Here is a 15,176-nt window from a genome sequence, read left to right on the forward strand (position 1 = left end):
GCGGGGGTGTGGCGGCCAGCGCGCGCAGCGCCGAGTAGTCGACCTTGCCGGTGGCCAGCCGGGGCAGCGCGTCCACCGGCAGCACCCGTACCGCGCGCGGCGGCAGGCCGATGTCCTCGGCGACCAGCCGGCGGACCCGTCTCGGGTCCGCCTCGCCAACCAGTGCCACCAGCAGTTCGTCGTCCGACCCCAGGCAGGCGGCGGTGACGCCGTGCGCGGCGAGCAGCTCCTCCACCTGCTGCGGATCCACCCGCAGACCGAGGATCTTGGCGAACCTGCTGCGCCGGCCGACGATCTCCCACAGCCCGTCCGGGCTCTGCCGGGCAAGGTCACCGGTGTACAGCTCGTCGACGGTACGCCCCGACGCCAGGTCCGCCGGCCGCTCGGCGTAGCCGAGCATCACGTTCGGGCCGGTGTACACCAGTTCACCGACGCCGTCTGGCTGATCGGCCGCCGGGGCGAGCCGGAACGACCCGCCGGGCACCGGCACCCCGACGGCCTGCGGCCGGGTCGCCGCCAGGTCCGGCGGCAGGTACGCCATCCGGGCGGTCGCCTCGGTCTGCCCGTACATGACGAACAGGTCCCAGCCGCCGCGCCGGCCCAGTTCCGCGTAGCGGACCACCTGATCCGGGGCCAGCCGCCCGCCCGCGACGGTGACGTAGCGCAGGTGTGGCAGGTCCATCGTGGCGAAGCCGACCCGGTCCAGCAGGTCGAACGTGTACGGCACCCCGGCGAGCGTGGTGGCCCGCGCCGCCCGGAACAGTTCCCAGAAACACGCGTCGGCCACCGAACGGTCGGTGAGCACCAGCGCCGCCCCGCGCGCCAGGTGGCTGTGCACCACCGACAGGCCGTAGCAGTAGTGCAACGGCAGGCTGGTGACCGCCCGGTCGGTGTCACGGATCCCCAGGTACCCGGCGATCGCGTCGGCGTTGGCCTGGAGGTTGTCGTGGGAGAGCCGGACCAGCTTCGGCGAGCCGGTCGACCCGGAGGTGCTCAGCAGCAGCGCCAGGTCGGGGTGCGGCTCGTGCGCGCTGCCGTCGCGCCGCTCCCGCAGCGTCCAACCGCCACCGTCCGCCCCGATCACCACGTCCGGGTCGTACGCCTCGGTCAGCGTCGCCGCCGCCGGCCCGTCCCCCGGCACGAGCAGCACGGCGTGTCCGCCGTACAGCGCGCCCAGGTACGACACCAGCGCGTCGACGGTGTTGGCGCCGGTGACCAGCACCAGCCGCCGCTGCTCCCCGAGCCGCCGCGCGGCCTCCACGACCCGCCGCGCCAGTTCGGCGTACGACAGCGTGCCGTCCGCGGTCACCACGGCGGCACGGTCGCCGTGGCGGGCCAGGTCGCGCACGAACGGCACCGTGCGCACGGCCGGGAGCAGGTCAAACGGGGGTGTCACGGCTTGCACTCTAAGGTGAGGCTCACCTTAGGAAAAGGGTGGGTAACGCGCGTCGCACTCCGATTGCCGATCGTCCCGCCACCGGTAAAGCTGACCGGATGGACCATCCGTATCCGCCCGCCGCCGATCTGGCCGGACTGGCCGACCTGCTCGCCGGCCCGGTGGTGCCGGCGGCCCGGGGCCTGCTCGGCTGCCGGCTGTCCGCCGGCGGGGTCACCGTGCGGATCACCGAGGTCGAGGCGTACGCCGGCACCGCCGGCGACCCGGCCTCGCATGCCCACCGGGGCCGGACCGCGCGCAACGCCGTGATGTTCGGCCCCGCCGGGCACGCCTACGTCTACTTCACGTACGGCATGCACTGGTGCCTCAACGTGGTGACCGGCCCGGACGGGGAGGCGGCGGCGGTGCTGTTGCGTGCCGGCGCGGTGGTCGACGGGCTCGACGCCGCCCGCGCCCGCCGGTCCGCCGTACGCCGGGACGTCGATCTGGCTCGGGGCCCGGCCCGGCTCTGCGCCGCGCTCGGCATCGACCGCTCGGCGTACGGCCTGGACCTGCTCGCCGACGGGCCGGTGCGGCTGCGCCCGGCAGACGTGCCGGTGCCGGAGGCGGCGGTGTCGGCGGGGCCCCGGGTCGGGGTGACCGGGGCGCACGACGTGCCGTGGCGGTTCTGGATCACCGGCGACCCGACGGTCAGCACCTACCGTCGGCACGTCCCCCGGAGCCGCGTCTGACCCTCCGGCAGTGGAATAGTTGACCCGTCAAGTATGTTGTGCGCGGCGTCCCGGAACGCCACCCGGTTTCCGGTCCGACACGCGAGGAGCTGTCATGCAGTTCGGAGTCTTCACCGTCGGCGACGTCACGGTCGACCCCACCACCGGCCGCGAGCCGACCGAGCGTGAGCGGATCAAGGCGATGGTCGCCATCGCGCTCAAGGCCGAGGAGGTCGGCCTGGACGTCTTCGCCACCGGCGAGCACCACAACCCGCCGTTCGTGCCCTCGTCGCCGACCACCCTGCTCGGCTACATCGCCGCCCGCACCGAGCGGCTGCTGCTGTCCACCGCCACCACCCTGATCACCACCAACGACCCGGTGAAGATCGCCGAGGACTACGCGATGCTCCAGCACCTCGCCGACGGCCGGGTGGACCTGATGCTGGGGCGCGGCAACACCGGCCCGGTCTACCCCTGGTTCGGCCAGGACATCCGCAACGGCATCGCGCTGGCCATCGAGAACTACGACCTGCTGCGCCGGCTGTGGCGAGAGGACGTGGTGGACTGGAAGGGCAAGTTCCGCACCCCCCTGCAGTCGTTCACCTCGACCCCGCGTCCGCTCGACGATGTCCCGCCGTTCGTGTGGCACGGCTCGATCCGCAGCCCGGAGATCGCCGAGCAGGCCGCGTACTACGGCGACGGTTTCTTCGCCAACCACATCTTCTGGCCCAAGGAGCACACCCAGCGGATGGTGGGGCTCTACCGGCAGCGCTTCGCCCACTACGGCCACGGCACGCCGGAACAGGCCATCGTCGGCCTCGGCGGGCAGGTGTTCATGCGGAAGAACTCGCAGGACGCGGTACGGGAGTTCCGGCCGTACTTCGACAACGCCCCCGTCTACGGGCACGGGCCGTCGCTGGAGGACTTCAGCCGGGAGACCCCACTGACCGTGGGTAGCCCACAACAGGTCATCGACCGTACCCTCGGCTTCCGCGAGTACGTCGGCGACTACCAGCGGCAGTTGTTCCTCGTCGACCACGCCGGCCTGCCGCTGAAGACGGTGCTGGAGCAGCTCGACATCCTCGGCGAGGAGGTCGTCCCGGTGCTGCGCCGGGAGTTCGCGTCGCGGCGTCCCACAGACGTACCCGAGGCGCCCACCCACGCCGCGCTGGTCGCCGCCCGGGACGCGACCGGCACCGGGGTGGCCCGGTGACCGCGCGCAGCCTGGCCGTGGTCTCGGCCGGCCTCAGCCAGCCCTCCTCGACCCGGCTGCTCGCCGACCAGCTCGCCGCCGCCACCCGCGACGAGCTGGTCCGACGCGGCCACGAGGTGCGGGTGCACGTCGTGGAACTGCGCGACCACGCGCACGACGTGGTGAACCATCTGCTCACCGGCTTCCCGTCGGCGGCGCTGCGCACCCCCCTCGACGCGGTGGCCGGCGCGGACGGCGTGATCGCCGTGTCGCCGATCTTCAGCGCGTCGTACAGCGGGTTGTTCAAATCCTTCTTCGACGTGCTGGAGCCCGCCGCGCTGGCCGGCACCCCGGTGCTGGTCGGCGCCACCGGGGGAACGGCCCGGCACTCACTCGCCCTGGAGCACGCCCTCCGGCCCCTGTTCAGCTATCTGCGCGCCGTGGTGGTGCCCACCGGCGTCTACGCGGCCAGCGAGGACTGGTCCGGTGACGCCGCAGACGGCGCGCTGCGCGAGCGGGTCCTGCGCGCCGGCGCCGAGCTGGCCGAGCAGGTGGACCGGCGGCCGGCGTCGACCGGCCCCGCCGACCCGTTCGCCCTCACCACCGACTTCGCGCGGCTGCTCGGCGGCCGGGAGGACTGACCCTCACTCGTCGTACGGGTGGGCGACCAGCACCGGGCAGTGCGCGTGCTGCAGCACCCCCTGGCTGACCGAGCCGAGCAGCAGCCCGACGAACCCGCCCCGGCCCCGGGTGCCCACGGCCAGCAGCGACGCCGTGCCGCTGGCCTCGACCAGCCCCTGGGTCGGGGTGGCCGCGGCGACCGGGTGCTCACGGACCACCAGGTCCGGGTGCTCGGCGCGGACCGCGGCGGACGCCTCGGCGAGCAGCCGCACCGCCTCGGCCCGGTGGGCGGCCTGTGACTCCTCGACCTCCTCGGGCACCGGGCGGTCCATGCCCGGCGGGCCGACGTGCAGCAGCACCAGCGGCACGTCCCGTCCGGCGGCCTCGGCGGCGGCGTACCCGGCGGCCAACCGGGAGCCCGCCGAGCCGTCCACCCCGGCCACCACCGGCCCGTCCACCGGGATCGGCTGCTCCTCGGGGCGGACCACCAGCACCGGGCAGTGCGCGTGGGCGGCCACCTGGCTGCCCACCGAGCCGAGCAGCAGCCCGGCGAAGCCGCCCAGCCCTCGACTGCCCACCACCACCAACTCGGCCCGACGGGACGCCGCGACCAGGGTGGCGGCCGGCCCACCGGCCACCTGGTGCACCTCGACGGTCAACCCGGGCCAGCGGTCGGTCAGCTTGGCGGCGGTGGCCTCCACCATCCGACGCGAATCCTCGGTGGGCGCCGGCACGCCCAGGTCGTACGGGTTCAACGGCACGCCGTAGCCGAGCGGGTGCAGGTAGCCGTGCACCAGATGCAGCGGCCGGCGTCGCCGCACGGCCGCGCGGGCCGCATGCTCCGCGGCGACCAGGCTCGACGGCGATCCGTCGACGCCCACCACGACAGGTCGGTTCATCGGCACTCCCGGGGGTCGGTCAGGTCAGTGTCGACCCGGGGGGTCGGCCAGGTCATTGTCGACGTACCCGGCCTTGCGGGCCGGCATTCGGCCGGGACGCGCCGTCGCGCCCCGACGCGGTGGACTCGTGTCCGATGGTGCTCACGTCGGACCTGTCCGGCCATCCGACGTACCCAGCGAGCTCATGCGGGGCTTGCGCTGCCACGTCGGGCGCCCGGAGAGGGTGCCGGCGGCGCCCACGTGTGCCGCCCCGGCGGCAGCCGAGCCCACCACCAGGGCACGGACGGCGAGCGTCACGGCGACGGCGAGCAGGACGATCCCGAGACCCGCCCCGAGGTAAGTGCCGAGCGTGGACGCGACGTCACCGGGACGGGGCGCTTCGGGCGCGTCCGCCCACCGCGCCAGCTGTGCGTCCAGGCCGGCGGCGAGCACCAGCGCGGCGGTCCCGCCAGCCAGCGGACCGGCCGACGCCCGGGGCAGGGCCACGGCCAACGGCACCGCCACCAACAGCGCCAGTTGCAGGGTGAGCGCGGCGATCGGCGCGCCGAGGTCGGGTTCCAGCCGGGCCCACAGCGGCGCCGCCAGCGTGTCGGCGAGGCCGGCCCAGGGCAGCACCAACGCCAGCAGCGCGCCGGCCAGGGCCACCCCGGCCGTGGTCACCAGCGCGCCCCGGCCGGCCCGGCGCACCGTCACCGCCAGCGAGGCGGCCACGCCCAGCGTCAGCACCGCCGCCGCCCACGGCGTGGACGCGGCGGTCAGCGGCACCCGTACCGCGTCCAGCGGACCGCACTCGACCAGGTAGTGGGCGCACTCGTACGCCCGGCCGCGCAGCCAGAGCGTGATCTCCCAACCGAGCGCCAGCACCCCGACGGTCACCGGCAGGGCCGGCAGCAGCAGTAGCCGGCGGCCCGCCGAGGTGGTCGGCGCGGTTCGTGCCACCAAACCGGTCAGCCACCGGCTCAACAGCACCGCGCCGAGGACGAGCAGCAGCAGACCCGACAGCGGCACCCCCTCGGGGCGGCTCCGATAGACCAGCCCGTCGTACGGCGCGAGGTACGTGCCGACGAACAACCCGACGCCGAAGACCAGGCCGAGCAGACCGGGCCGCGCCGGCCGACCGACCAACCGCCGTCCCCGCGCGTCCCGCCAGGCGCCGTCGGCCAGGAAGATCGCCGGCTGGATCACGGCCAGCGCCAGCACCGCCAGGCCACCCCACGCGACCCCGTCGATCTGCGGCCAGGCCAGCACCTCGGCGTCGCGCAGCAGGTCGACCAGCAGTTGCACGTTGGCCAGCGCGACGGCGGTGAACACCCCACCGGCGAGCGTCAGACCGAGCGGGAGGGCGAGCGCGGCCGTCGGATCGGCCAGTCCGGCGAGCCGGTTCGCCACGCTCGGGTGCCGGTCCCAGAGCCGCTGCCACGCCCGCGCCCACCATCCACCCGGTGCGTCGGCGCGCACGCCGCCGTGCAGGGCGGCCCGCACGCCGTCCGGGTCCACACCGGCGGCGCGGGCGTCGGCCTGCTGCTCCCGCAGCCGGAGGAAGGCCCGGGTGACCAGCTCGGCGGTGACGGCGACCAGGACGGCCCGTAGCACGACGCCGAGGACCGTGCCGGCGGCCGGCGGCTCGGCGTCCCAGGCGAGCTTGGCGAGCAGCAGCAGCGCGGTGGCCGCGGCCGTGACCCGGGTGCTGATCCGCAGCACCGTGGCGAACCGCAGCCGCAGCAGGTCGTGGTTCTGCACATGGGCCAACTCGTGCCGGAGCACCGCCTCGAACACCAGGCGGCCCTGCGGCCCCTTGGCCGGCAGGGCCAGCAGTTCCGGCCCGAGCGCGACGTACGGCTTGTGGTCCGTTCCGCCGGTGAACGCGCGCCGTCCCAGTCGCGGGCCGAGCAGCACCGGGGTGTCGCGGCGCAGCCGCACCGAGGCGAGCACCTCGGCGATCACCCGCTCGGCCGCCCCGAACACCCCCGGCGGGATCGGCTGGGTGCGCCGCCGGTGCAGCCGGGTCTGCCAGGCGAAGACCGCCGCACCGGGCACCGCCATGAGGTTGAAGAAGTTCGACATCCGCACGAACATCTCGCTGCACGGGTGGTCGAGCACGTCGCCGAGGTCGCAGCCGCGCCGGGGGAGCACCGACAGCCCGAACACGACCGCGAGCAGCACCGCTGTGCTGAACACCAGGGCGGCCAGCGGCAGCAGCAGGAAGCCGGTTTCGTCCGGTCGTCCCCGCCACACCGGGGGCGTGGCGGTCATCGCTCCGGCTCCCCGTCGAGCAGCAGCGCCCCGACCACGGCGTCGGCGATCGTGGCGGCCTGCGGGGGTGCGACGCCGAGCGCCTCGGCCCGGGCGAGGGCCACCTCCCGCACCCGGGCCAGCTGTTCCCGGCTGAACCCGACCGGCTCCGGTGGGGCCGGCTCGCGGCGGCGGCGCAGGGCCCCGAACAGGCCCCGGGTGGCACGCCCCCCGAGCTGCTCCAGCTCACCCTCGGCGCCGCGCAGCAGCGCGGCGGTGACCGACGCGCTGACCAGCGTCACCACCGGTGTGACGGTGGCGACCGCCTCCAGCACCCCGAATCCCAGCCGGCCGCCGTCGATCGAGGCGTCCGCGCCGGTGAGGTAGGGCGCGGCGAGCACGTCGAAGGCGGGCAGTTCCTCGGGTGCGATCCGGGCGACGACGGTACGGGCGAGGGCGGCGGTCCGCTGCACGTCGGCGGGTCTGCGTGACATGTCTCCTTGGTAGCGATCCCCTGCCAGCGGTGCCACCGTGGGTACTGTCCGCTATCCGTCGCCGGCGTGCTCCACGGTGTGCCGGTGGACGATCAGCTCATCCACCTCCAGCCGGCCGATGTGCAGGTCGCGGAGCACGGCGCGACGCACGGCCAGCCGGCCGACCGCCAGCACGCCGAGCGCGGTCGCCCCGCCGGCCAGCGCGGAGATCGCCAGCGCGCCGGTGGCGGCGGCGCCGATGGCGCGGGCGCCGGCCGCCACGGCCGAGACGGCTCGGGCATCGGAGACGGCCGCTGTCCGGCGACGCAATGGGCGCATGGACCGATTCTCCGGCAGGTAGGCCCGGCCCCGCGGCACGGCAGGCCACCGGTCCACCGGCCGGGTGACCGGCGACCGGCGCTGCCGTTGGGCGGGCGGTGCGGCCGTGCGGCGGGCAGGACCGTCGAGTTCCAGAAGAACCGTGAGACGCTCCAGCGGTCCCGGGATTGTCGGTCCGGGTGCGTATCCTGCGCCGGTGACCCCCGACCTGTGCCTGCGTCCGGTGCGCGACGACGATTTGCCCCACTTCTTCGCCCACGAGCAGGATCCGGAGGCCACCTGGATGGCTGCCTTCGGCCCGGCCGACCCGGCCGACCGGGCGGCCTTCGACGCGCACTGGGCCCGGATCCGGGCCGACCCGCGCATCGTGCCGCGCACGGTCGTCGTCGGTGGCGAGGTGGTCGGCCGCGTGGCCGCCTTCCCGGTCGACGAGTGCACCGAGGTCAGCTACTGGATCGACCCACGACGTTGGGGCCGGGGGTACGCCACCGCCGCGCTGGCCGCGCTGCTGCACGAGCTGCCGCAGCGGCCGGTGTACGCCCGCGCTGCCAAGGACAACCGGGCCTCCCTGGCGGTGTTGCGCAAGTGCGGCTTCGTCGTGGTCGGCGAGGACGCGGGCTTCGCCCACGGCCGCCGAGCCGAGGTCGAGGAATGGGTGCTCCGGCTGCCCGCCGAGCCGGCTGACCAGGAAAAGCGCTAGTCTCCCCGAGGTGAACTGGCTGGAACTCGTCGGCTGGGCCGGCTCCGCGCTGCTGGTCTGGTCCCTGCTGCAGACCCGCATCCTGCGGCTGCGCGCGCTCAACCTGGTCGGCTGCCTGATCCTGATCGGCTACAACGCCGCGGTGGCGGTCTGGCCCATGGTCGGCCTCAACGTGGTGCTCGCGGTGATCAACGTGTGGTACCTGCGGACGATGCTGGCCACGCGGCACGACGAGCAGACCTACCAGGCGGTGGAGGTGGGCGTCGACGACCGGTTCCTCGCGCACACCCTGCGGGTGCACGCCGCCGACATCGCCCGGTTCAACCCGGACGTCCGCTGGGCGTCGCACGACGCGCAACGCTCGGCGTTCCTGGTGCTCAAGGCCGACGAGGTGGTTGGGGTGGTGCTGTCGCACGCCGAGGCCGACGGGATCGCCCAGATCGACCTCGACTACGTCACCCCGAGGTTCCGCGACTTCACCCCCGGCGAGTTCGTCTACCGGCGCAGCAGCCTCTTCACCGAGCGGGGCTTCCGCCGGGTGGTGAGCCCGCCCGGCATGGTCGCCCCCTACTACCACCGGCTCGGCTTCCGCCCAGAGGGCGACGCGTACGTGCTCGACCTTCCCGCCCCCGCGTCGGCCTGAGAGTCATGGGGCGGTCGGGAAGGATTCGCCGACCGCCGCACGGGGCACACAGGGCCGTACGTCGGGTGGGTCCTCCGCCCGGCGGCGTCGGCCGTCCGGCCGGCGTCCCCGGCGGCGAGGGAGAGAACCGGGCGTGCAGAGCTACTGGAGCCAACTGGCCCTGGTCGGAGTCCTGGTCGTCCTGAACGCGATCTTCGCGGGTAGCGAGATGGCGCTGGTGTCGCTGCGGGACAGCCAGGTCCAGCGCCTGGAACGCACCAGCCGGGCCGGGCGGGTGCTGGCCCGGCTGGCCAAGGACCCCAACCGGTTCCTCGCCACCATCCAGATCGGCATCACCCTGGCCGGCTTCCTGGCCTCGGCCGCCGCCGCGGTCTCGCTGGCCGAGCCGCTGGTGCCGCTGCTGGGTTTCCTCGGCGGCGCGGCCGAGTCGGTGGCCATCGTGGCGGTCACTCTCGTGCTGACCTTCGTCACGCTGGTCTTCGGCGAGCTGGCCCCGAAACGGATCGCCATGCAGTCCGCCGAACGTTGGGCGTTGCTGGTGGCCCGCCCACTGGACCTGCTGGCGACCGTCTCCCGCCCCGCCGTCTGGGCGCTGGGCGCCACCAGCGACCTGGTGGTACGCCTGTGCGGGTTGAACCCGAGGCACGAGCCCGACGAGATCGGCCCGGACGAGCTGCGCGACATCGTCGCCGGCAACCACGGGTTCACCAAGGAGCAGCGCACCATCATCGCCGGTGCCGTGGAGATCGCCGACCGGCAGCTGAAGGCGGTGCTCGTACCCCGGTTGCAGGTCTTCACCCTCGACAGCGGCACCACCGCGGAGGCCGCCCGGCTGCTGCTGGCCGCCACCGGCCACTCCCGGGCCCCGGTGGTTCGCCACGGCGGCCTGGACGACGCCGTCGGCGTGCTGCACCTGCGTGACCTGGTCGGCGTACCCGACGAGCGCCCGGTCGACGAGATCGCCCGCCCGCCGATGCTGCTGCCCGACTCGCTGCCCGTGATGGACGCGCTGCGCCAGTTCAAGGCCGAACGCCAGCACATCGCCCTGGTGGTCGACGAGCGCGGCGCGGTCGACGGCATCGTCACCCTCGAGGACATCCTGGAGGAGATCGTCGGCGAGATCTACGACGAGACGGACCGGGACGTGCACGGCGTACGCACGGAGGCCGACGGGGCGCTGCTGGTGCCCGGCACGTTCCCCGTGCACGACCTGTCCGACCTCGGCGTCGAGGTTCCCGGTCGGCCGCCCGGTGACTACACCACCGTCGCCGGGATGCTGCTGAGCTGCCTCGGGCACATTCCCAGCGTGGCGGGGGAGCAGGTCACCATGGACGGCTGGCAACTGGAGGTGGCCGCCATCGATCAGCGGGCCATCACCCGGGTACGGCTGCGCCGCGCCGCGCCGGTCGTGGATGCCCCGGACGCGGAACCGGTCCTCGACGAGGCCCACCGCTGACCAGCGCCATAGCCGGTGGGCGGTGCCGCTCGGGCGCCCGGTGGCCTGTGCCGCTCAGCCGGCCGGCGGGCCGAACGGGAAATCGGGCACCGGCGGCAGTAGCTGCACCTGGTCCGAGGGGAACTGCCGGGTGCTGCGACTCAACGCCCGAGCCACCAGACGGATCGCCCACGGTCCCGACGGGTGGCGCTCTGCCCCGATCAGCCGCCCCACCAGGCGACCCCACCAGCGCCCGGTGACGATCACGTCGGTCAGCCGCAGCCGACCGTCCGGGTAGCTGCCCCGCACCACCACGTCCACCACCCGGCCGAGCCGCCGCCCGTGCAGGTCGTATGCCGCCCGGCCGAGCAGGTCACCCGCTCGCACGGCCCGACCCCGGAATGCGGTCGATCAGGTGCCGACGCAGCCACACCTCCACCGGCGGGGGCGGCAGTCCGTCGGCGCGGCAGCGTAGTCGCACCGCGCTGTCCACCTGCGCCACCAGGGTCATCGGCAGGCGCAGCGATGGTGCCGGCCGGTGCTCGCTGAACCGGTCCGCGACCGTCACCAGCAGCCGGCCGACCCGGCCGCCGATTCGCCGACCGAGCGCGTGCTGGCCACTGAGCAGGTACGCCACGTACGGGTAACCCTCGTCGTCGATGGCGAACTCCACATCGTCGACCTTGCCGACCAGTCGTCCGGCGACGTCGACGATCTGCCGGTCCAGCAGCTGCCGGCCGAGCTGGATCCTCATCGCCCCGTCCCGGTGGTCACCGCGAGCGGGATCGCGGCGACCGACGCGGCCACGATCACCACGAGGAAGACCGCGCCGAGCAGGTTGGCGGTCCGCCCGTTGACCCGGTCGCCCAGGTACGTGCGGTCGTTGGCCACGATCAGGATCGGCAGGTACGTCAGCGGCAGCGCCACCGCGCTGGCCACCAGCATGTGCTCGGTGAGCCGCACCGGGTCGACGGTGGTGCACAGCACCAGCATCCCGATCAGCACGCTGACCAGCAGTACGGTGTGGAAACGGGCCGCCTCGCGGGGGCTGACCCGCTTGCCCCACTGCCAGCCGAAGTACTGTGCCGCCGCGTACGCCGCCGACAAGCCGGTTTCCAGGGCGGCACCGAACGTCACGGCGAAGAACGCCAGCGCCGCGATCGCCAGGCCCACCCCGCCGAACGCCAGCACCACCGGCGCGGCGACCTCGTGGAGGGTCGACACGGACGCGCCTGTCGGGTGCAGCACCACCGCTGCCGTCGCCACCAGCGACAGCGCGAGGAACCCGCCGACCGGAAACCCCACCAGCACGCTCGACCGGGCGTCGGCCAGGTCGGCGGCGCTCCACCGTTCCTCCACCCCGCCGGAGGAGAAGAAGAACACCTCGTACGGGCTGACCGTGGAGGCGAACAACGCCACCGCCACGAACCAGTACGCCACCCAGCCCTGCCCGTACGCATCGGGGCGCAGTGCCCCGCGAGCCAGGGCCGCCCAGTCGGTGGGCAGCCAGAACAGCGCCACCGCGAAGATCACCAGGGTCAGCCCGGCCAGTCCGAACACCCGCTCCATCAGCTGAAACCGCATCCGCCACAGCACCAGCCACACCGCGAACGCCGCCACCGGCACCCACAGCAGGTAACTCACCCGGGAGGCCAGCTGCAGGGCCAGCGCGACGCCGCCCAGTTCCGCCGCCAGGGTCAGCACCGTGACCAGGTACGAGGCGGCCAGGTTCAGCAGCGCGACCCGGGGCCCGAGCCGTTCCCGGACCAGGTCGAACACCGCCCGGCCGCTCACCGCCGCGATCCGGCCGGCCATGTCCGCGTACGCGCAGATGCCGACCACCCCGAGCAGCAGCACCCAGGCGTGGCCCATGCCGAACCGGGCGCCGGCCTGGCTCGCCGCCACCAGGTCGCCGATGTCGACGAAACCCCCAACCGCCGAGAGCACGCCGAGCGTGGCGGCGAGGAGCTTCCTCACCTCGGGTACGGGTCGACCGGTCGCATCGATGCGACCATATCCGCGTGACCAGTATTTTTCTGGCAAACCGGTCAGTTGGTGGCTCCGCCGCCCGCCATTCCGATCTCCTTGACCGGCGCTGCATCGCCGGCGACGGAGCGCGGGCGACCGAGCCGGTTCGGTCAGCTCTCGGAGAGGTTCTGCAACCGCACCTGGCCCCGGGAGACCAGCCGCCCCGCGGCGTCGGTGATCTCCACCTGCCACAGCTGCTGGCTGCGTCCCCGGTGCACGGGTGTCCCGACGGCGGTCAGCTCCCCGTCGCGGACCGCCCGAAGGAAGTCCGTCTGGTTGGAGACGCCCACCACCCGTCCGCGCCCGCCGAGCCAGATCGTCCCCCCGACGCTGGCCGCCGTCTCCACCACCGCGCAGTACACCCCGCCGTGCTGGATGCCGAACGGCTGGTGCAGCTCGGGGCGTACCGTCCAGCGGATCACCACCCGGTCGGCGCCGACCTCGTCGAACGTCAACCCGAGCAGGCCGGCCAGGCCGCCCGTGATGTTCGGCGTATCCTCCACGACTCCGTACCTCCTTGTCTCAGCGGAAGGGCAGCCTAACGGTCCGGTATCGGCCAAACCCGGTACGCCCCGGCCTGCGGCATGGGGGAGAATCGGTGATCGTGACCGACAGCAACCTCCCGCGCGGGCGGGAATCCCTGACCGAAGACCTGCGGTGGCGCGGCCTGATCCAGGACTCGACCGGCCTCGACGAGCTGCGTGACCTGCTCGACGGCGGGAGCGCCACCTTCTACGTGGGCTTCGATCCGACCGCACCCAGCCTGCACGTCGGCCACCTCATGCAGGTCACCACGGCCCGCCGGCTCCAGCTGGCCGGGCACCGGCCGCTGCTGCTCGTCGGTGGCGCCACCGGCCAGATCGGCGACCCGAAGGAGAGCGCCGAGCGCAGTCTCAACCCACCGGAGGTCGTCGCCGGCTGGGTCCGGCGCATCCGCGACCAGCTCGCGCCGTTTGTGTCGTACACCGGGGAGAACGCCGCGCAACTGGTGAACAACCTGGACTGGACCGCGGAGATGTCGGTGGTCGAGTTCCTCCGGGACGTCGGCAAGCACTTCCCGGTGAACAAGATGCTGGCTCGTGAGGTGGTCCGGGCCCGACTGGAGACCGGCATCAGCTTCACCGAGTTCAGCTACCAGCTGCTGCAGGCCAGCGACTTCTTCGAGCTGCACCGCCGCCACGGCTGCCAACTCCAGTACGGCGGCTCCGACCAGTGGGGCAACATCACCGCCGGCGTCGACTACATCCGCCGGCGCGGCGCCGGCCCGGTGGAGGCGTTCACCACGCCACTGGTCACCAGGTCCGACGGCACCAAGTTCGGCAAGACCGAGGGCGGCGCCGTCTGGCTCGACCCCGAGATGACCAGCCCGTACGCCTTCTACCAGTTTTGGGTCAATGCGGACGACCGGGATGTGGCCCGCTACCTGCGCTACTTCAGCTTCCGCTCCCGGGAGGAGATCGAGGCGCTGGAGAAGGAAGCGGCGGAACGCCCGGCCGCCCGGGCCGCGCAGCGCGCCCTCGCCGAGGAGTTGACCACTCTCGTGCACGGGGAGCGGGAAATGGCCCAGGCCGTCGCCGCGAGTCAGGCACTCTTCGGTCGCGGCTCCCTCGACGACCTCTCTCCGGTGACCCTGCGGGCGGCGCTGACCGAGGCCGGTCTTGTCCACCTCGACGAGCTGCCGGACGTCGCGGGGCTGCTCAAGGAGTCGGGCCTGGTGCCGAGCATGAAGGAGGCTCGCCGGGTGATCGCCGAGGGGGGCGCGTACGTCAACAACGTCCGGGTGACGCAGGTGGACGCGGTCGTCGGCCGGGAGGATCTGCTGCACGGCCGCTACCTGGTCCTGCGCCGCGGAAAGCGGTCCTTCGCCGGGGTCGAGCTGCGAGGATAACGGTACGAGCGGAGTGTGACGCGAGACGCCCCCGGCGGATTTGACGATCATCTGGCCGGGGGCGTAACTTTCCCCTGCCAGCGCGGAACGGGCGAGACGGGGCGAGAGCCCTGGCGGCCGGAGCGCGGGAATGACCTCCGGGTCGAGGTGGTTGACTCCATCAGAACCTGGACCGGGTGGTGCCCCTGGATCTGTCGTGAGGCGGATTTGGCGGGGCGGAGCCGACCGGGTATGGTTGACGACCGGCAGGGCACCGGGCGAGCGTGCGGGAGACCGCAGCGGCCGGCCTGTCGAGCATCCACGAGATCACCGACACGAGTCGGCTGTCTTGTGGTGCGCCCGGGTGGCATCCGGAAGTGGTAAAAACCGGAAACATCGGTTTGACACGGCGGAAATCTCCGGGTAATGTGGTAAAAGTGCTCGCCGCGAGAGTGGTGGTCACGGGTGGATGTGGTGCCCCGGGTCGGGGGTCCTCGGTTGAGGGTTTCCGGGCGGTGTGTGGTTGTTCTTTGAGAACTCAACAGGGTGCTTGTAAAGCCAGTGCCAAATTGTTTTGATACCCCGGACTGGTCAGGCTTTGGTCTGTCTGGTTGGGATTCCTTTGGCAACATTGTTTGTTG

16 protein-coding genes are annotated in these 15,176 nt (G+C 73.2%); 7 read left to right on the forward strand and 9 right to left on the reverse strand.

Annotated features, from left to right (window positions below; translation table 11 throughout):
* Positions 1 to 1,396: AMP-binding protein (locus tag E1182_RS22530; protein WP_165942691.1), on the reverse strand; the 1,396-nt coding region annotated here is incomplete at its 3' end.
* 98 nt (positions 1,397 to 1,494) lie between these two features.
* On the opposite strand from E1182_RS22530, the gene E1182_RS22535 reads away from it, so the two are divergent.
* The 3 genes from E1182_RS22535 (at position 1,495) to E1182_RS22545 (ending at position 3,939) form a co-directional block, all read left to right on the forward strand.
* Positions 1,495 to 2,127, forward strand: coding sequence for a DNA-3-methyladenine glycosylase (locus tag E1182_RS22535; protein WP_132268619.1), 633 nt, complete (start codon positions 1,495 to 1,497; stop codon positions 2,125 to 2,127).
* A 94-nt stretch (positions 2,128 to 2,221) separates the two neighbouring features.
* Positions 2,222 to 3,319, forward strand: a complete 1,098-nt coding sequence (locus tag E1182_RS22540; RefSeq protein WP_132268621.1) for an LLM class flavin-dependent oxidoreductase — start codon at positions 2,222 to 2,224, stop codon at positions 3,317 to 3,319.
* On the forward strand, positions 3,316 to 3,939 hold the full coding sequence (locus tag E1182_RS22545) for an FMN reductase (RefSeq protein WP_132268623.1): 624 nt from the start codon (positions 3,316 to 3,318) through the stop codon (positions 3,937 to 3,939). Before E1182_RS22540 ends, E1182_RS22545 begins: the two co-directional genes overlap by 4 nt.
* 3 nt (positions 3,940 to 3,942) lie before the next feature.
* Here E1182_RS22545 and E1182_RS22550 read toward each other — a convergent pair whose 3' ends face one another.
* The 4 genes from E1182_RS22550 to E1182_RS22565 form a co-directional block, all read right to left on the reverse strand.
* Complete coding sequence (locus tag E1182_RS22550; RefSeq protein WP_207921482.1) at positions 3,943 to 4,824, reverse strand: universal stress protein; 882 nt, start codon at positions 4,822 to 4,824, stop codon at positions 3,943 to 3,945.
* A 135-nt stretch (positions 4,825 to 4,959) separates the two neighbouring features.
* Complete coding sequence (locus tag E1182_RS22555) at positions 4,960 to 7,071, reverse strand: M48 family metalloprotease (RefSeq protein WP_132268627.1); 2,112 nt, start codon at positions 7,069 to 7,071, stop codon at positions 4,960 to 4,962.
* On the reverse strand, positions 7,068 to 7,544 hold the full coding sequence (locus tag E1182_RS22560; protein WP_132268630.1) for a hypothetical protein: 477 nt from the start codon (positions 7,542 to 7,544) through the stop codon (positions 7,068 to 7,070). The genes E1182_RS22555 and E1182_RS22560 overlap by 4 nt, the downstream gene beginning before the upstream one ends.
* Positions 7,545 to 7,595: 51 nt before the next feature.
* Positions 7,596 to 7,862, reverse strand: coding sequence for a hypothetical protein (locus E1182_RS22565; protein WP_207921483.1), 267 nt, complete (start codon positions 7,860 to 7,862; stop codon positions 7,596 to 7,598).
* A gap of 196 nt (positions 7,863 to 8,058) precedes the next feature.
* Between E1182_RS22565 and E1182_RS22570 the strand changes: the two genes are divergently transcribed.
* The 3 genes from E1182_RS22570 to E1182_RS22580 all read left to right on the forward strand — a co-directional run bounded on the left by E1182_RS22570 (position 8,059) and on the right by E1182_RS22580 (position 10,661).
* Positions 8,059 to 8,562 (forward strand): GNAT family N-acetyltransferase, encoded by a 504-nt coding sequence (locus E1182_RS22570; RefSeq protein WP_132268632.1) that lies wholly within the window; start codon positions 8,059 to 8,061, stop codon positions 8,560 to 8,562.
* Between the two features lie 10 nt (positions 8,563 to 8,572).
* Positions 8,573 to 9,205 carry a hypothetical protein gene (locus E1182_RS22575; protein ID WP_132268635.1) on the forward strand — a complete coding sequence of 211 codons (633 nt, stop codon included), beginning with the start codon at positions 8,573 to 8,575 and terminating at the stop codon, positions 9,203 to 9,205.
* Between the two features lie 133 nt (positions 9,206 to 9,338).
* Positions 9,339 to 10,661 carry a hemolysin family protein gene (locus E1182_RS22580; protein WP_132268637.1) on the forward strand — a complete coding sequence of 441 codons (1,323 nt, stop codon included), beginning with the start codon at positions 9,339 to 9,341 and terminating at the stop codon, positions 10,659 to 10,661.
* A gap of 54 nt (positions 10,662 to 10,715) precedes the next feature.
* Here E1182_RS22580 and E1182_RS22585 read toward each other — a convergent pair whose 3' ends face one another.
* The 4 genes from E1182_RS22585 to E1182_RS22600 all read right to left on the reverse strand — a co-directional run bounded on the left by E1182_RS22585 (position 10,716) and on the right by E1182_RS22600 (position 13,171).
* The gene (locus E1182_RS22585; protein WP_132268640.1) at positions 10,716 to 11,027 is read right to left on the reverse strand and encodes a PRC-barrel domain containing protein; all 312 of its coding nucleotides are present in this window, start codon (positions 11,025 to 11,027) and stop codon (positions 10,716 to 10,718) included.
* A complete protein-coding gene (locus tag E1182_RS22590; protein ID WP_132268642.1) occupies positions 11,014 to 11,394 on the reverse strand; it encodes a hypothetical protein in 381 nt (126 codons plus the stop codon). Before E1182_RS22590 ends, E1182_RS22585 begins: the two co-directional genes overlap by 14 nt.
* The gene (locus E1182_RS22595) at positions 11,391 to 12,617 is read right to left on the reverse strand and encodes an NRAMP family divalent metal transporter (RefSeq protein WP_132268644.1); all 1,227 of its coding nucleotides are present in this window, start codon (positions 12,615 to 12,617) and stop codon (positions 11,391 to 11,393) included. The genes E1182_RS22590 and E1182_RS22595 overlap by 4 nt, the downstream gene beginning before the upstream one ends.
* A 161-nt stretch (positions 12,618 to 12,778) precedes the next feature.
* Positions 12,779 to 13,171 (reverse strand): PaaI family thioesterase, encoded by a 393-nt coding sequence (locus E1182_RS22600; RefSeq protein ID WP_132268647.1) that lies wholly within the window; start codon positions 13,169 to 13,171, stop codon positions 12,779 to 12,781.
* 101 nt (positions 13,172 to 13,272) lie between these two features.
* Between E1182_RS22600 and tyrS the strand changes: the two genes are divergently transcribed.
* Positions 13,273 to 14,556, forward strand: a complete 1,284-nt coding sequence (gene tyrS, locus E1182_RS22605) for a tyrosine--tRNA ligase (protein WP_132268649.1) — start codon at positions 13,273 to 13,275, stop codon at positions 14,554 to 14,556.
* The last annotated feature ends 620 nt before the right edge of the window (positions 14,557 to 15,176 follow it).

It is taken from the genome of Micromonospora sp. KC721 (genome assembly GCF_004348355.1).
Classification (GTDB): Bacteria; Actinomycetota; Actinomycetes; order Mycobacteriales; family Micromonosporaceae; genus Micromonospora.

Excerpts from the sequence above, each read along its gene's own strand:
- E1182_RS22535 (WP_132268619.1), top strand. The coding sequence starts at position 1,495 with ATGGACCATCCGTATCCGCCCGCCGCCGATCTGGCCGGACTGGCCGAC.
- E1182_RS22540 (WP_132268621.1), top strand. The coding sequence starts at position 2,222 with ATGCAGTTCGGAGTCTTCACCGTCGGCGACGTCACGGTCGACCCCACC.
- E1182_RS22555 (WP_132268627.1), bottom strand. The coding sequence starts at position 7,071 with ATGACCGCCACGCCCCCGGTGTGGCGGGGACGACCGGACGAAACCGGC.
- E1182_RS22560 (WP_132268630.1), bottom strand. The coding sequence starts at position 7,544 with ATGTCACGCAGACCCGCCGACGTGCAGCGGACCGCCGCCCTCGCCCGT.
- E1182_RS22565 (WP_207921483.1), bottom strand. The coding sequence starts at position 7,862 with ATGCGCCCATTGCGTCGCCGGACAGCGGCCGTCTCCGATGCCCGAGCC.
- E1182_RS22590 (WP_132268642.1), bottom strand. The coding sequence starts at position 11,394 with ATGAGGATCCAGCTCGGCCGGCAGCTGCTGGACCGGCAGATCGTCGAC.